Raw genomic sequence first — 15580 nt, 5'->3', positions numbered from 1 at the left:
CCGGACCGCCCATCAACGATTGTTGTCAAGCAGTGACGGGACGGTGATCGGCCATTTAGGCTCACTGCCCGTGGAACAGCGACGTCTGGGCGAATCCGGTCTGGTGGTCAGCGCCGTGGGCCTCGGTTGCAACAATCTCGGCAGGCCGGGTACAGCGACCGAGTCACCGGCAGGTGCCCGAGCGGTGGTGGACCGGGCACTGGAATCGGGAATCACCTTCTTCGACGTGGCCGATGTGTACGGTGCCCCGCGCGGACGCAGCGAGGAGCTGCTGGGGCAGGCACTGTCCGGCAAACGCGAGCACGCCGTGATCGCCACCAAGTTCGGCATGGACATGCAGGGAGCCAACGGTCCCGACTACACCGCCCGCAGTTCCCGCCGTTACGTGCGCCGCGCGGTCGAGTCGTCGCTGCGGCGCCTGGACACCGACTGGATCGATCTCTACCAGCTCCACCGGCCGGACCCCATGACGCCGCTGGGGGAGACCCTGTCGGTGCTCGACGACCTCGTCCACGAGGGCAAGATCCGCTACGTCGGGCACTGCAACCTGGCCGGATGGCAAACCGCCGACGCGGCGTGGACGGCCACCTCGTCCGGGCTGACCACCCCGGTATCGGCGCAGAACCACTATTCGCTGCTGGAGCGGGAGGCCGAGCGTGAGGTGATTCCCGCCTGCACCCGATTCGGCGTCGGAATCGTCCCGTACTTCCCGCTGGCCAACGGACTGCTGACCGGCAAGTACCGCAAGGATCAGCAGCCACCGGCGGGCAGCAGACTTTCGGGCCGCGACCGGGTGCTCGCCGACGCGCCGTGGGATCGCATCGAACACCTGCGCACCTTCGCGGACGAGCGAGGGGTGTCGATGACCGCGGTGGCGATCGGCTGGCTGGCGGCACAGCCCGCGGTCGGTTCGGTGATCAGTGGTGCGACCTCACCGGAACAGGTCGAGGCGAACGCCCGTGCCGGGCAGTGGCGCCCCTCGGAGGACGACCGCGGCGAACTCGACGCGATCTGCCCTCCCACCCGCAGGTGAACCGAGCCGGGTTACCTCCGAAGCGGTCAATCGGGGACCCGGAGTGACAATGCGTCGTCTCAAGCCCCGAAAAAAGCCACTGATGGGCGAAGCGCGTCGGAGCGACATCGACCACCATCGGTCCATGGAACTCCTCGGGCTCGTCGCCGCATTCCTCGGCCTCGCGCTCCTGGCAGCACTGCCGCTGATGGCGTTGTTGCTGGTGGCCGGGTCACGGGCGCGGCGCAACTCCCGAAACGAGCATCGATCCACGCGACGCTCCGGGGTCGATCACAGGTCGCCCACGTAGGGAACCCGGTACTGCGCCTCAGCCGACATCCAGCGACGGATCGCCAGCGTGGCGCGAACATCATCCTCGTTGTACTGCAGCAGGCGCTGCCGCTGCGACTCGTTCGGCGCGGCCCCGTCCAAGCCCACCGCGTCGCGATACCAGCGCATCGAATTCTCCCCACCGGCCTGCGCATCCCGCCAGGAAAAGCCCGCGTTGGGAGCGATCACCTTCAGGCCCTTGCCGTTCGGGCACAGGAACCGATCACTGACCACGGCGAACAGGTCCACCCACTCGTCGGAATCGATGAACTCGCGAACCTCTTCCACGGTGGGGATGCCGGGCTTGCCCGCGAACCTCTCGGCCGAGGCGAGCATCCAGCGGTTCTCCGCAAGCTCGTTGTAGCAGTAGGCACGGAAGGTCAGGCCTCGCGCACGGGTGCGGTCCCGCACCGAGGTGAACCACGACCAGAACTCCGCGAACGAGCGGGCCTCGTCGTCGGACGGCAGCGGATCCCACGTGGCGAAGCTCCGGTAGCCCTCGACCTCGCCGAGATCGGTCTCCGTGCCCGTGGCGGTCCGGGAAAGCCAGCAACCCCACAGGTAGGCGCCGGAATCGGCGTAGCTCTCCATGTCGACATCGACCTCGACATCCCCGCGGGGAACGTCCAGGGACGGGACACGGCGAACCAGGGGAAGGTCCCGCAGCCACGCCTTGGCCAGCAACACCGCATCCGAGACCTTGGCCGCGCTCAGCGGCAGCGCCTCGGCGACGGCCGGAGTCACCTGCGCGAGCTCGTCCACGGTGGAAACGCCTGCATCGCGCAGCAGCACGGCGTCCTCCCCACGCACCACCAGGCTCACATCCCTGGCCGCCCGCAACTCCTGTTCACAGACCGGCCACCACGGGCACCCCTTGCACTCCGAGATCCGCGACGGTCGCGCGAGCGGCTCGGCTTCCGAAGCCGCAGCACCCGCCACGGCAAGGCGATCCGCGAACCGCTCGTCGTACTCGGACAGCACGCTGTGCCCACCGGGGCAGTTCGGCGTTTCCAGGTCGTGCCAGAGCACCACGTCGGCATCCGAGCCGATGACCCCGCCGACCACGTGGCCGGAGGCATGCATCCCGCACGCCTGCAACAGCCGCACACTGTGCGCCAGGCGAAGTTGGTCCCTCGGCTGTGCACGCCCCTTACGTGACGGGTCCGCCCGCGCCGAGTGCGGCTGCGGGTCCGTCAGCGGCGACGTCCGTGCACCCCGGCCGGGATCCGTCACCTTGTGCCGGACCACGAGGACCGGTACGTAACCGTCACCGCTGCGCACAAGCAAGTCCACCCCACCGCGCCTGCCTCCCGTGGCGTCCTGGGGGAGCTGGGCCGCCGACACGTAGGGCACCGCGGCGCGCATGGCCGCCAGGGTCGCGCGCTCGCGGCTGCTCCGGCTCGCCTCCCGGGGGATCTCCGTCCAGCCCGGGCCCAGCAGCCGGCCCAACCTGTCCGCGAGATCGCGACGGTGCTCGGTGGCATCGGCGATGCGCTGCTCCACGCCCGGGTCCGGTGGTGCCTGCGGAACCGCACGCGCCGTCGGTTCGTGCTCGAGATGCACGCGGCGACGGCAGCGTGTCACCACCCCTCCGTCCAGCAGCACCTCGGAATCCACGCTTGCAGGGTATGTCCTCAACCCGGCAGGTGCGCCGGTCACCCCGGTCACACTCCCCACACACGCGGTCAATGTCACACAGGGCGCTGAGCTCGTCCTGCGTTGCAGTCGTGCCGATCGGCCCAGCGCACTAGACTGATCACACGAGAGCCAGCCACGCGGCCCGAGGGGCCGGTCGGAGGTGTTCGCTGCGATGGCACGTTTCACGAGGAACCCAGCGGACGAGCAGAAGTCCGCCACCCCCGGGTCGTCCTCACCACGCCGGTACCGCAAGGATGTGGCACAACGAGCAAAGCTCGATCGGAAAACCGCGAAGACCACGGCGAAATCCGAAAAGCAGAAGGCCAAGGCCACGGCCAAAGCCGAGAAGGCCGCTGCCAAGGCCCAGAAGAAAGGCGAGCACGGCCGGATCACACCGGGCAACACGAAGAAGGCCGTCGGTGTCTTCAAGATCGTCGCTCCGGTCCTCGCCCCCTACATCGCCAAGGCCGCTTTCACCGCGCGGGACGGTTACGACCGGATGCGGGCCCGCCGGCTCGGTGTCCCCGTCGGGGATCTGGCGCGTTTCTCCGGCAGGGGTGCGGCCCTGCACGCTCGGATCGCAGGTGACGCCGATGCGCTGCAGGACCTGCGCACCAGAACCGACGGGCACGGCGACGGTGATTCCACGACCTCGCAGGTGAACGTCGAGCGGTTCACCGACAACGCCGAGAAACGGCTCGGGCAGCTCACCAGCGCGGTCCGGGCCGCCGAGCGGATGCCCAGCAGCCGCCGCCGGGCCGCCCACCGCTCGGTCGCGGGCGAGCTCAGCCGGATCGAGGACGACATCATGCGACGCCTCGAGCTCTAGTGGCATCCGATCACCGGAACGGAGCCGAACGACGCAACGTGCGAACCCCGGTGAACCCGCGGGTCAGCTGCCGCTCTGCTCGGAGGAATCCGATCTCACCGCGGTACTACCGGATCCGATGGACGCCTCCTCGTGGGGCCCGTTCGAGCGACCCGGGGTATCGGTGTCCCCCTCGTTCTCGGCTCGGGAGATCTCCAGCTGGAACTCACCGGCGTGCTCCTCGGTTCCCTGCGCCACGGCCGCTTCCAGCACCTCGGCACCCTTGGCCTCCCGCAGAGCGATCGGGTCACTGCGCAGTTCCTTCATCATCGCGAAGCACATCAGGACCATCACGACCGTGAACGGCAGCGCACCGATGAACGTGAGGTTCTGGACACCGGTCAGGGCCTCGTCCCCACCGCCCCCGATCACCAGCATGATCGCGGCGACCGCACCGGTGGCGGCACCCCAGAAGATGACGACCGGCCGGGTCGGCTCGATGGATCCGCGCTGGGACAGCGTGCCCATCACGACCGAACCCGCGTCGGCACCGGAGACGAAGAAGATCGCCACCAGGATCATCACCAGCACCGAGGTGATCGCACTCAGCGGCAACGCGGCGAGCATGTCGAAGGTCTGGGCCTGCGGGTTGCCCTCGCCGTAGACATCGACGCCATCACGCTGCAGACCGATCGCCGCGCCGCCGAAGACGGCGAACCAGACCACGCTGACCACGCTCGGGACCAGCAACACACCGCCGATGAACTGGCGGATCGTCCGGCCTCGGCTGATGCGGGCGATGAACATCCCGACGAACGGTGTCCAGGAGATCCACCACGCCCAGTAGAAAATGGTCCAGGTCTGCAGCCATTCGTTCATCTCGGCGCCTCCGGTGGCGCCGGAGCGCGAGGCCATGAGCCCGAAATGACTGAAGTAGCTGCCGATCGAGGTGGGGACCAGATTCAGCATGAACACGGTCGGCCCGACCACGAACACGAACAACGCCAGCAGGGCGGCCAGCACCATGTTGATGTTGGACAGGTACTGGATCCCCCGCGCGATACCGGAGACGGCCGAGGCGATGAAGCAGATCGTGAGCACGATGATGATCAGGACCAGGATGATCGTGCCGGCACCACCGATCCAGCCTGCCTCCTGCATCCCGGTACGGATCTGCAGGGTACCGATCCCCAAGGAGGCCGCCGAGCCGAACAGCGTGGCGAACAGCGCCAGGATGTCGATCAGCTTGCCGATCGGCCCCTCGGCGTTGCGCTTGCCGATCAGCGGGATGAACACCGCGCTGATGAGCTGCCTGCGCCCCTTGCGGAAGGCGTTGTAGGCGATCGCCAGGCCTGCCACCGCATAGATGGCCCACGGGTGCAACGTCCAGTGGAACAGCGAGGTCGCCATCGCGGTGCGGATGGCCTGATCCGTCGCCTCGGGCGCGACGACGGTTTCGCCACCGGGCCCGGGGACCGTGGGCACCACTCCCGGAGGCGGATTGACGAAATGCGAGAGCGGTTCGCTGACACCGAAGAACATGAGACCGATCCCCATGCCGGCGCTGAACATCATCGCGATCCAGGAAACCGTCCGGAACTCCGGTCTCTCGTCGTCACCGCCCAGCGGAATCCGGCCGAACCGGCTGAACGCCAGGTACAGGGCGAACAGGACGAATCCCGTGGCGGACAGGACGAGGAACCAGCCGACGTTGCTGATCAACCACGTCAGCGCACCCGACGCGAAGCCGCTCAGCGAATCCGTCGCGACTCCGCCCCAGGCGACAAGGCCGACCATGATCGCCGCGACGGTCCCGAAAACCACCCAGTCGGTAGGTTGACGTGCTTGCGATTCCGGAACGGCCCGACCACCCGGATCTCGGCCCGAGTTCCCGGGGCTTCCCTGCTCTTGTGAGGTTTCCGTCGACACAGGCATTCGACGCCGACTGCCGCGACGCCCCTCCTTTCCAGTGCTCGGGCACGGTTGCCCGGAGCACCGGCACGGGCACACGCACTCTTCCACGCATGCACACCGGCATACCCGGGCAACAGGCAGCGCACGGGCCGACCTCGGCCACCGGAAAAGCAGCTTGCCCGGCAAGCCGGATCGTTTCCGAGGTCGCTGTCAGTCCCCGGGTAGGTTACGCCGCGTCACACGAGACACCAACTCCCGTACACCGGATGCACAAGGCGTGCGAACCCGGTCTCATCCGACCGGCCGCGTTCGGTGGCTCATCCGGAGCTCGCCCCACCCGTCCGGCCACTACCGGAGGAATCGGTGTCCCCAGAACCTTCGGAGTCGGCGCTCTTGCCCGAGGACCCGGTGGATTCGGCCGGGGAAACACTCAGCTGGAATTCGCCCTCGTGTTCCTCGGTGCCGGTGATGACCGCCTGCTCCAGCACCTCGGCCGCCTTGGTGTCCCGCAGCATGAGCGTGTCCGTGTTCATGTCCTTGACCAGGGAGACACACAGCAGGAGGACCACCAGCACGAATGGTGAAGACGCGATGATCGTGATGTTCTGCAATCCGGTGAGGGCATCGCTGCCTCCCGACAGCAGCATCACGGTCGCGACCGCTCCGATGACCAGGCCCCAGAACACGACCACCCAGGTCTTCGGATGCACACTGCCGTGCTGCGACAACGAACCGATGACGATCGAGGCGGAATCCGCACTGGTGATGAAGAAGTTGATGATCAGGATCATCGCCACGACGGAAACCACCGTGCCCCACGGCAAATTCTGCAACATGCCGAACAGCTGCGCCTCCGTGTCACCGGCGGCGGCCAGGTCCGTACCCGTGCGCTGCATCTGGATGGCGGTGCCGCCGAGGATGGCGAACCAGATCAGGCTGATCACGCTGGGGACCAGCAACACACCGCCGATGAACTGGCGGACGGTGCGCCCCCGGCTGATGCGGGCGATGAACATCCCGACGAACGGCGACCAGGAGATCCACCACGCCCAGTAGAAGATCGTCCAGTTGGACAGCCAGGTCTGCATCTCCGCGCCACCGAAGGCGCCCGCACGCGAGACCATGCCCCCGAACTGGGAGAAGTAGGTGCCGACCGAGGTCGGGAGGAGATCGAGGATGAACACCGTCGGCCCGGTCACGAGGGTGAACACGGCCACGAACGTCGCCAGCACCATGTTGCTGTTCGACAGGTACTGGATGCCCCTGGCCACGCCGGAAACGGCCGAAGCCACGAAAGCACCGATCAGCAGGGCGATGATCACCACGAGAGTGGTGGAACCCGCCTGACCCAGCCATCCGACCTGCTGGAGTCCGGAGCGGATCTGCGTGGCACCGAGTCCCAGGGAGGCAGCGGTACCGAAGATGGTCGCGAGGATGGCCAGCGTGTCGATGACCTTCCCGCCGAGCCCGCCGGAGCGCTGGTTGGCGAAGAACGGCGCGAACGCCGAGCTCAGCAACTGGGGGCGCCCACGGCGGTAGCTGCTGTAGGCCAGTGCCAGGCCCACCACCGCGTAGATGGACCAGGGGTGCAGGGTCCAGTGGAACAGCGACGTGGCCATCGCGGTCCGTGCCGCCGCGTCGGTGCCCGCCGGGACCGTGCCCGGGGGTGGGTCGGCGAAGTGGCTCAGCGGCTCGCTGACCCCGTAGAACATCAGACCGATGCCCATGCCGGCGGCGAACATCATCGCGATCCACGAGGCGGTGTGAAACTCCGGCTCCTCGTCCTCGGCCCCCAGCCGGATCCTGCCGTACCTGCTGAACGCCAGCCACACGGCGAAGATCACGAAAGTCGTCCCCGCGAGGACGAAGACCCAGCCCGCGTCACGGACGAGGAAGGTCAGCGCGGCACTCGCGGTGTTGGCCAGCGAGCTGGGAAAGGACGCACCCCAGGTGACGAAGGCCAGGGCGATCACGGCCGCGACACTGAAGATGCGCCAGTCGGTACGCCCCGGTTGTTCGGCAAGTCCTTGTTGCTGTTGGTCGTTTTCCGCTTGCGTTCCGCTCGCATCCGTCGACACAGGCATTCGGCGCCGGCTGTCGCGACGCCCCCTCCTTTCCAGTGCTCAGATACCACTATCCGGACACCGCTCAGGTACCCTTACCCGGAAAACCGGCAGTGGAAACACGCGCATCCCGCGTCCTCGCACCAACATGCCCGAACCACCGGTGGTCCGTAAAACCGTGACCCATTCACAAAAGCGGGGCAACCCGCAGACACTCAGGTGTGGGGAAATCGGCACCCGGCCGGTCCCGTGGCGCGGTATCGCCAGGATCGCTCACGAGCTCGTTCCGCACCCTGCGCGACACCGGCTCGGCACCGCCACAGCGTCCCATCCGGACGGATCGCCCGGTGAGCGGTAACCGGCCGCACGGCCATGCGCGTTCGGCACACGCGTGATCCGCGGAAAACCACAGCAGAACTCCGCGATGTGAAATAATCCGGCCCATCGCCGAGCGGTCGTCGGCATTCGGTGAGTTGCAGCCATGTACCGGTGATCGCTCGGCTCGGACGGCCGCAATGCCCCACAGTGGCTCCATCCCGGTGGCACCACTCCTGAGGAGCCCTCCTCACCGGTACGGAACCCACCGCGCGTGGAGATCACCCTGACGCATCGAGTGCAACCGACGCCGGAACTCACCGCGAATCCGCGGATTGCTCCGCAGGATCGGCAGCACGCTGACGGTGATCTTGAGCTCCCGCAATGCACGCAGCACCGCGAAGCCCGACCACCCGGTGATGTCGAAGCCGTACGTCTCGGCCAGTCGGGCATATGCCTCGGGAGGATGCCCCAACCGCAGATACCCCACTGCCATCGGCGTCAAGTCCCACTCGGGCGGCCCTACAGCCAGCGAGTCCAGGTCACACAGCACCGGACCGTCCGAGCCCGCGATGAGATTGCCCAGGTGCGCGTCCCCGTGCACCACGCTACGGGGCAGGGGGAAGGAGAGCTCGGCCAGGCGCCGCTCGATCTCGTCGCAGCGCCGCTCCAGAAAGTCGTGATCGGCGGGATCGAGTTCCTCGGCGTCGCGGAGCCTGCGTCGGACATCGGACATCGGCTGCCAGTCCGGCAGCGCGTGCGGTATCGGAAGCCGGTGCACCTGCCGCAGGAGCATTCCCAGATCACCCCCACCGGGCGCCGGCCCGGACCCTCCGACCGCTTCCCACAACGTGGCCAGGTGCTCGCCGACCCGCAGCGGCTGCTCGACACCGGGCAGCAGGCGGACGGTGGGCATCCCGGAAGCGGCCAGCCACCGTGCCGCCTCGACGACGTTCACGGCACGATACGAAAACGACGGTGCCAGCACGATGCGGACGACCACCGGATGCTCATGCAGCAGGAACACACCGTTGTTGACGAAGCGCAACAACCGTGCGCCGCGGGGATCGAGCCCCACCGAGGTGCACACCTCGTTCAGCGCCTCGCTCAGTTTCGGCCGGGTGTAACGGCCCTTACGCACGGAAGTGGTCGCAGAAGCCATGCTCGTGACACTCGCCGCAGGCCGCTCAGATTTCGCGGGACTCGCGGAACAGGCGCACTTCCTCGGAGAACTCGCGCGCTTCGGAATTCATCCGCTGCTTTCCCGCTTCCACCTGCAAGGGATACAACCTGTCCGGCACCCGGGCGGACTTGACGTTGGCGCCGAATTCCAGCGCCCGCCTGCCGATCTTGATGCCTTCCTGCACGTCACCGGCACGAATGTGGTTGGTGGCCTGCAGACTCAGCCCGAACACGTGTGTGCGCTGCATGTCGGCCCCGTATGCCTGGTTGCACTTGATCGTCTCGGCCACCGCCATCGGCGCGTAGCGTTCCGGATGGAACTCGGCGAGAGCATCGTGCGCCGATCCGGCCATGCCGTGCAGGTCGTTCTCACCGAAGAAGCGGACCCACTCGGGAGCCTCGGACATATCCGCCCGGGCGAATTCGTCCTTGGTCCGACCGAGCATCTTCTGCACCTGGTCGGGCCTGTCGAGCATCCCGTATGCCCACCCCTCATTGGCGCACATGACCGCCACGGTCAGAGCCGATCCCGAATCCTGGGCCGCGATCTGCCCGAGCTGGAACAGCTTCAACGCCTCGTTGGGCTGGTGATAGTGCAGGTAAACCCGCCCCATCCGGTACAGCACGCTGGCCACCAGACTGTCGTCTTCGGCCTGCTTCGCGAATTCCAGCGCCCGCCCGAAATGGCCGCGCGCGGGATCCATCAAACCGGTGTCGAACGAGGTCCATCCTGCGAGGCTGTGCATATCGGCCAGCGATACGAACAGCTTCTGCTTGACCTGGTCACTGGCTTGGGCGCCCAGCAATTGCTGAGCCCAGGAAAGTTGGGCGACCACCGCATCCCTGCAGGTGCCACCGCCGTAGCGATAGTCGAGGTCGCGCAATGCCTTGGTGGCGGCCTGTATCTGTTGCACGTCGGTCATGCCGATACGCGAGGGCGCGGGTGTCTGCACGCTGACAGGCAGCCACCCTCCTTCCTCCGCGCCGAAGACGGACGCTCCCATAGCAACCGCCGCGGCATGGGACAGAAACTTCCGACGCTTCACCGTCTCGTCCTCCTCAGCCTGGGAGTCGCTCGGGGAATGTGCGACTCTCACTGCCGTCGCCCCGTCATAGGCGAGGCCCATGTACCCCCTCGGAACACCGAGCCCGTCGGCGATGCGGGCCAGCACGTCATAAGCCATGACCTGGCGGCCCTTGAGGATCTCCGAGACCTCGGATTGCGACTGACCCGTTGCCGCCGCAATCTGGCGCTGGGAGACACCGTGGCGACGCAGCAGCTTGTAAATGTCGCTGATGTTCCGGCTGGCCAGCGCGTCGCGCATTTCCCGACCGTTCCAGACGTCGGGTGTAACGAGCGAGCCGCTCGAACCGATGGTGTTCATATGGACCCCTTTACGCTTTTCGGGCGTCGGTCGCAGAGTAAAACCCTGCCTGCAAGCCGGTGAAGTACGTATCGGTGGAGGTGATCGGCGGAGCAGAACTCCGCCGACCGCTCGTCGGCACGGTTTGTCCGGTCGTCGCATTACATCTAGCCACACCGGAATCACGGATTCCAATCTAGTCATCGGTAAGCAACCGAGCACGGAGAGGAATCCGCACAGTGGGATCCTTCGAGCAGGCACACGGTGAGACCGGTGCGAGACCCGGATTTCGTCCGGGGCATTGCCCGGTCGAGCCGTCCCCCGAACCTGCCGAGCGACATCACTGGAAACGGTTCCGCCGGGGCGCGATGGCCGCGTGCCGGCCTCTTCACCGTGCTGCCCAACCGGGACAGGGTGGTTCTCGCCGGGCCGCCCGGCAGAACCGTGGTGCTGTCGGTCCGATGGCCGACCGACTCGGCACTACGGCCTGCCGTTTGATCAGGCGAGAAAGTGACGGTGACGTAACGATGGACGAGATATTGGGACAGGTGCTGCGCAACGCGGTGTGGGAGCGGCTCGATGTTCTTACCGAGCTCGCGGACCGCGCGGACGCCCCGTCCCTGCTCTCCGTAGCGCGCTCCGAACTCCCTCGGCTCACCGAGGGATGGCGAGCGCTGCTGACCGCTCACGAGCCCGACGAGCGAGGTCATTGCCCGGAGTGCTCGACACGCTGGCGCCAGCGGAAAGCACCGTGTTCGGTGTGGCGTTCGGCCTATGAGCACCTGGTGGCCGGTGGCCTCGCGCCCCGTCCCGCGCGGCACCTGCGCCCGGCGCACATGGTGCGCACGGCCGTGCCGGTGCCGTGAAGCGGCGGCCTCGGCCTCGGACGGCACCCCGCAAGCCGGACTCAGGCCGAGCAACCGCCAGGCGGCCGGCGATCGACATGCCGTGACCCCCGACCACGGCAGAGCCGGTCGTCGGCCGCCCCCGAGCAGCGATCGCTCCGATCGCCGACCAGCACAACTCCACAATGGGCGTTCCCGAAGGAATGCTGCGTACGGCCATCACGGCCGTAGCCACCGAACTTCCGCGGGCCGGTGCTGACGTGACTCCCCTCCCCCGACCGGTATCGGCCTGCGGATTCCAACTCTCCGGCGTGGCGTGTTCAGCGAGTGGACGCCGGAGCTGTAGCCGGGCCTCGGCTCTCGTTTCCCCGGGCGAGAGCCGAGGCCTTTTCACCGGCGGCGAAGGCGGGCGCGGGCGGCGAAGTCCCCGTCCAACCGTGTTCCGCCGGCGCACTCCCCGTGTGCCCGCGGCCGGGTGTACTGGGCGGGCACCATCATCCACGGCTGGCGGGATCCCAGCAGTGGGGAATACACCGGGACGAATCCCTGATCCACGAGCGAAACGGCGAAGTCGACAGCGACGTACCCCCGCTGATCGAGCACCCCCGTACCCTGCCAGGGCAACAGGCCCGAGCCACCGAGGTAGGTGAATCCGCACCGGCCCCGCATGGCCGCGCTGACGGTGAGTCGTACACGGTCACCGAACAAATCGTCGTAGCCGAGTGCCTCGTCGGTGCGCAACGTGGCCAGGTACCGGATCACGTTGTGCCAGGCTCGGCGCAGCACCGCCGCACGTGCCTGCCGGACCTCGGGTGATACACCGCCATCGGTGAGGTTGTACACGTCGGCATAGACCAGCCGTGACCATGCGAGCCGGTCCGCATTGCCGGGCACGGGAACGGGAACCGAGTACACCATGGACATCAGCATCTCGCGGAGCATGCCGAGCGAACGCGCGAGCACCGCGGCATCCGGGCCGTCCACGGAGGAGGCGAGCTCGGTGATGGTGTCCAGCGTGCGCAATGGTTCATCGGTGATGTCGAAGCCACGCAACATGTCCTCGAGCAAGCGCCGGTGCCGGACGAACAGCACTCTGCGCTCGCGCATCAGACCCGGGCCGCGCCGCTGCCGGGCCACCTCGTCGATCTCGGCGATCGAGGCACACCCGTCCATACCGGCGAGTTCGAGGTACTGGCGGAGCTTCCGCCCGTAGGCTCCGGTGGCCGAGAGGGGGCGGGGACGGAAATGCCGTCCGTCGGTGAGGATGTTGAAGTGCAGCCCCGGGGGGTAGACAAACCGGACCGCGTGCTGGAGCTCCCGGAGCCGAACCAGTGCGCCGAGTTCGGCGAGGTCCGGCAGCGGCCCGGACGCCTTGAGCCGGTTGAGGGACTGCTTGATGGGAAAACCGAGCAGCACCACTTCGATGGGGCTGCCGCGTTCCAGGAACGGGACGGCGTCGCGGCGCATGTCCTCGAGCCGGTAATTCGACCGCGAGCCCTTCAGGAACTGCTTACGAGTGAACAGATGATGCAACTGCCGCACCGTGCGGTCACGCTGCTCGGCGTGGGCAGAACGCTCGGGATCGGCCGTGGCGAACTTCGCGTGAGCACTGCGCGCGGCACGCTCCGCCGCCCGGTCGGCGTCGGACACCACGGACTCCACGATGGCCAGTGATTCCTTCATCGTCAGCTGAGCCGCCCAGCGCTGTGCCACGCGATTGGTGCGCAGCGCCGAAACCTGCACTTCTTCCAGGGAGTGCGTGTGGGACAGCGTGGGGCCGCGCGCCGAGAGCGCCGATCCGGTACGCGGCCGCGGCGAGGTCTCGAAAGTGGCGATCACCGGCGCCGCGTCGGCGACCGGCTGCTCCGACCGACGTTCGGTCGCCATTCCGGGGATCTCCACCGCGACGGCCAGCGCTCCGGAAAACTCCTTGGTGATCGCGATGCGGTTGGCCAGCATGTCGTCGAACGCGGCAACCAGGTCGATCTCGCCGAGTTCGCGGAGCTGTTCCACTTTCAGTTCCGAGATCGGCCGGACTCGATCGTCGGGCAGGAACAGCAACTCGGTATCCGGTACGCCGGCCGTGTCGAGCACCTCTCTGGTGTATTCGCGCACACGCCTGCGACGGCTGGTACCGAACACGACGCGTCCCCCGGCATCGTGCACATCCCACACGAACCGTGCGAGGCCCGCGTTGACGGTGTCGGTACGCAACTGTTCTCCCGAACGAGCGAAAACCCGGAAGAACTCGGCGTGGACCCGCTGCCAGTTCACCCCCGGGTACTTCGCGGCGAGCCCGCAGGCCTCGACGAAATTGCGCCAGGTCGAACCGGAGTAGGTCGGAAGCACGCACAACGCTTCCGGGTGTGCCAGTTCGGCGATCCCGTCCGGGGCGCCCTCGCGGGGGCCGGAGATCGCCCGCGCGGCGTCGAGCGTGCGCTGCAACGGAACGATTGCGCACAGATCCAGGTCGATCATCACGGTGGGTTTCGGTCTGTGCGGCTCCCACCTGCGGATCCGGGTGCGCTCCTGCACGGTGCGCAGGACACGTTTGAGGGCATCGTCCTGCTCGTCGGGGACCGTGTGGACGAAGCACTGCAGGGGATGCTCACCGGAGAGAACGTCGGCGGTGTGCGCTTCCAGGTACCGCAGTTCCTCGGCGACCACCCGGTCGACACCTGCTCGCACTTCCCCCTGCGAGTAGCCACCCACCGCTCGGCCGGGTACCTCGTCGGAGCCGCGGAATCCGGCACCGAGCATGTCGAGCGTGCGGACCAGCGCGCGGACACCCTCGCGGATGTCGGTGGCACCGAGTCGACCCGCATCCCGCACATCCACGTGTTCGGTGACCACGATCCTGCCGGTGGCCTGCAACTCCGGTGAGAGTTCGAACCCGATGCCTGGTCCGTGCAGGGCCAGCAAGGCGGTGTGGTGATTGTCCAGAGCAAGCCGGAACGCGCGCAGGGGTGGCCGGATGAAGTGCTCCAGGAAGTAGGCGAGTTCATCCTCCCGGTGCTCGAACCGGTGTTGCAGGACCTGATGGAGCAGCCCCCCGTCCAGACCGGGAGCCGGAGTGACCAGTTCGAGCACTCCCACTGCGAACGTGCCCCCGGGGTGAGCCGGATGCGGCGGGGTGGGCCGGGAGACGGATTCGGACGCAGGCAGTGTCATCGCTGCGCGCCGGGTCGCGCAGTGCATCCGCAGCAGAGGGTCGGCTTGCACGGTGGCGACGAAACGCGACCACTCGGGGGTCGGTACCCGCTCCTCTTCGGCCGCCGGTGTCCGCGGGTGGGTGCCCCCGGGTAATCGCCCGTGCAGCGACCGGGCGAGGTGATCCAGCCATCCCCGGTCGTCATGCCGTCGCGTCCGCCGTAGCCGGACCAGCGTCCGGTACAAGTCGGACCATGTGGGTTCGGAACCGAGCGATATCCCGGTGCCCGCACCCTCCCCGGCGAGGTACGTCCGGCCGGAACGGCGGATGAGGTACAACCCGTAGCCACCGCTTCGAAGGAGCGCATTGCCCGCATCGATCCCCAAGGGATTCGTCCCGACCGGTGCCGCGAAACCATGGCCGGCACCGTCGCGTGTCGAGGAGTCCGCACGCATGTCCACCTCCGGGGCCCGGGGTCCGTCCAGGTCTGCGAGTGGTTCGGCGGGACCCTGCCTCAACACTGCGATGTCACCGGGGCGGAACGTGCCGTCCCGCGGCGGGCAGCCGTGGGCGGCACGATCGCGGGGACCTCCGGGGAAGCGGGCGGTACGGATCCCGCATCCGGCCGAGCACGGGAACGGTCCGCACGGATCGAGCGGGAATGAGCCACGGTAGCCGGAATCGGTGCCCACAACGGAAGCACAACACGACAGGGACCGGAAAAACGAGAGCCAACACGGCAGTGACTCACGATGACACTGGAAACCCGATTCGTGCACATCTCGATCACGCTAAATAGCTACCATGTGCGCGGGCAATGTGACAGTACGCATACGAAAGCCCCTGTTCCCCGTGTCGGCGAAGGGGGAATTTCCTCTACCGGGTGTACCGACGTCGCCATCCCGCGCCATTTCCACGAAGGCAGCACCGCGGACGGACAACCCACCCAGGTGACACA

The 15580-nt window shown here is 67.4% G+C and carries 9 protein-coding genes; 3 read left to right on the top strand and 6 right to left on the bottom strand.

Going from position 1 to position 15580, the window contains the following annotated elements:
- Positions 1 to 70: 70 nt before the first annotated feature.
- Positions 71 to 1033: an aldo/keto reductase gene (locus tag DFQ14_RS03060; protein WP_114451424.1), complete on the top strand. Its 963-nt coding sequence runs from the start codon at positions 71 to 73 to the stop codon at positions 1031 to 1033.
- A 270-nt stretch (positions 1034 to 1303) separates the two neighbouring features.
- Here the strand turns inward: DFQ14_RS03060 and DFQ14_RS03050 are convergent, their stop codons facing one another.
- Positions 1304 to 2959 (bottom strand): TM0106 family RecB-like putative nuclease, encoded by a 1656-nt coding sequence (locus DFQ14_RS03050; protein WP_114451422.1) that lies wholly within the window; start codon positions 2957 to 2959, stop codon positions 1304 to 1306.
- A 277-nt stretch (positions 2960 to 3236) separates the two neighbouring features.
- Between DFQ14_RS03050 and DFQ14_RS03045 the strand changes: the two genes are divergently transcribed.
- Positions 3237 to 3809 (top strand): DUF6474 family protein, encoded by a 573-nt coding sequence (locus tag DFQ14_RS03045; protein WP_246195867.1) that lies wholly within the window; start codon positions 3237 to 3239, stop codon positions 3807 to 3809.
- Positions 3810 to 3872: 63 nt separating this feature from the next.
- Here DFQ14_RS03045 and DFQ14_RS03040 read toward each other — a convergent pair whose 3' ends face one another.
- The 4 genes from DFQ14_RS03040 to DFQ14_RS03025 all read right to left on the bottom strand — a co-directional run bounded on the left by DFQ14_RS03040 (position 3873) and on the right by DFQ14_RS03025 (position 10647).
- Complete coding sequence (locus tag DFQ14_RS03040) at positions 3873 to 5723, bottom strand: BCCT family transporter (RefSeq protein WP_114451421.1); 1851 nt, start codon at positions 5721 to 5723, stop codon at positions 3873 to 3875.
- A 296-nt stretch (positions 5724 to 6019) separates the two neighbouring features.
- Positions 6020 to 7786 (bottom strand): BCCT family transporter, encoded by a 1767-nt coding sequence (locus DFQ14_RS03035; RefSeq protein WP_114451420.1) that lies wholly within the window; start codon positions 7784 to 7786, stop codon positions 6020 to 6022.
- Between the two features lie 544 nt (positions 7787 to 8330).
- A complete protein-coding gene (locus DFQ14_RS03030; RefSeq protein ID WP_179951474.1) occupies positions 8331 to 9242 on the bottom strand; it encodes an aminoglycoside phosphotransferase family protein in 912 nt (303 codons plus the stop codon).
- 25 nt (positions 9243 to 9267) lie between these two features.
- Positions 9268 to 10647 carry a helix-turn-helix domain-containing protein gene (locus DFQ14_RS03025; protein ID WP_114451418.1) on the bottom strand — a complete coding sequence of 460 codons (1380 nt, stop codon included), beginning with the start codon at positions 10645 to 10647 and terminating at the stop codon, positions 9268 to 9270.
- Between the two features lie 506 nt (positions 10648 to 11153).
- Between DFQ14_RS03025 and DFQ14_RS03020 the strand changes: the two genes are divergently transcribed.
- Complete coding sequence (locus tag DFQ14_RS03020) at positions 11154 to 11492, top strand: hypothetical protein (protein ID WP_114451417.1); 339 nt, start codon at positions 11154 to 11156, stop codon at positions 11490 to 11492.
- A 369-nt stretch (positions 11493 to 11861) separates the two neighbouring features.
- On the opposite strand, the gene DFQ14_RS03015 is transcribed toward DFQ14_RS03020, so the two are convergent.
- The gene (locus tag DFQ14_RS03015) at positions 11862 to 15077 is read right to left on the bottom strand and encodes an L-tyrosine/L-tryptophan isonitrile synthase family protein (RefSeq protein WP_114451585.1); all 3216 of its coding nucleotides are present in this window, start codon (positions 15075 to 15077) and stop codon (positions 11862 to 11864) included.
- Between the last annotated feature and the right edge of the window lie 503 nt (positions 15078 to 15580).

The sequence above is a fragment of the Halopolyspora algeriensis genome (assembly GCF_003337235.1).
GTDB classification, from domain to species: domain Bacteria; phylum Actinomycetota; class Actinomycetes; order Mycobacteriales; family Pseudonocardiaceae; genus Haloactinomyces; species Haloactinomyces algeriensis.
The sequence above is the reverse complement of the archived record's forward strand: the minus strand, read 5'-3'. Positions and strand labels throughout refer to the sequence as shown.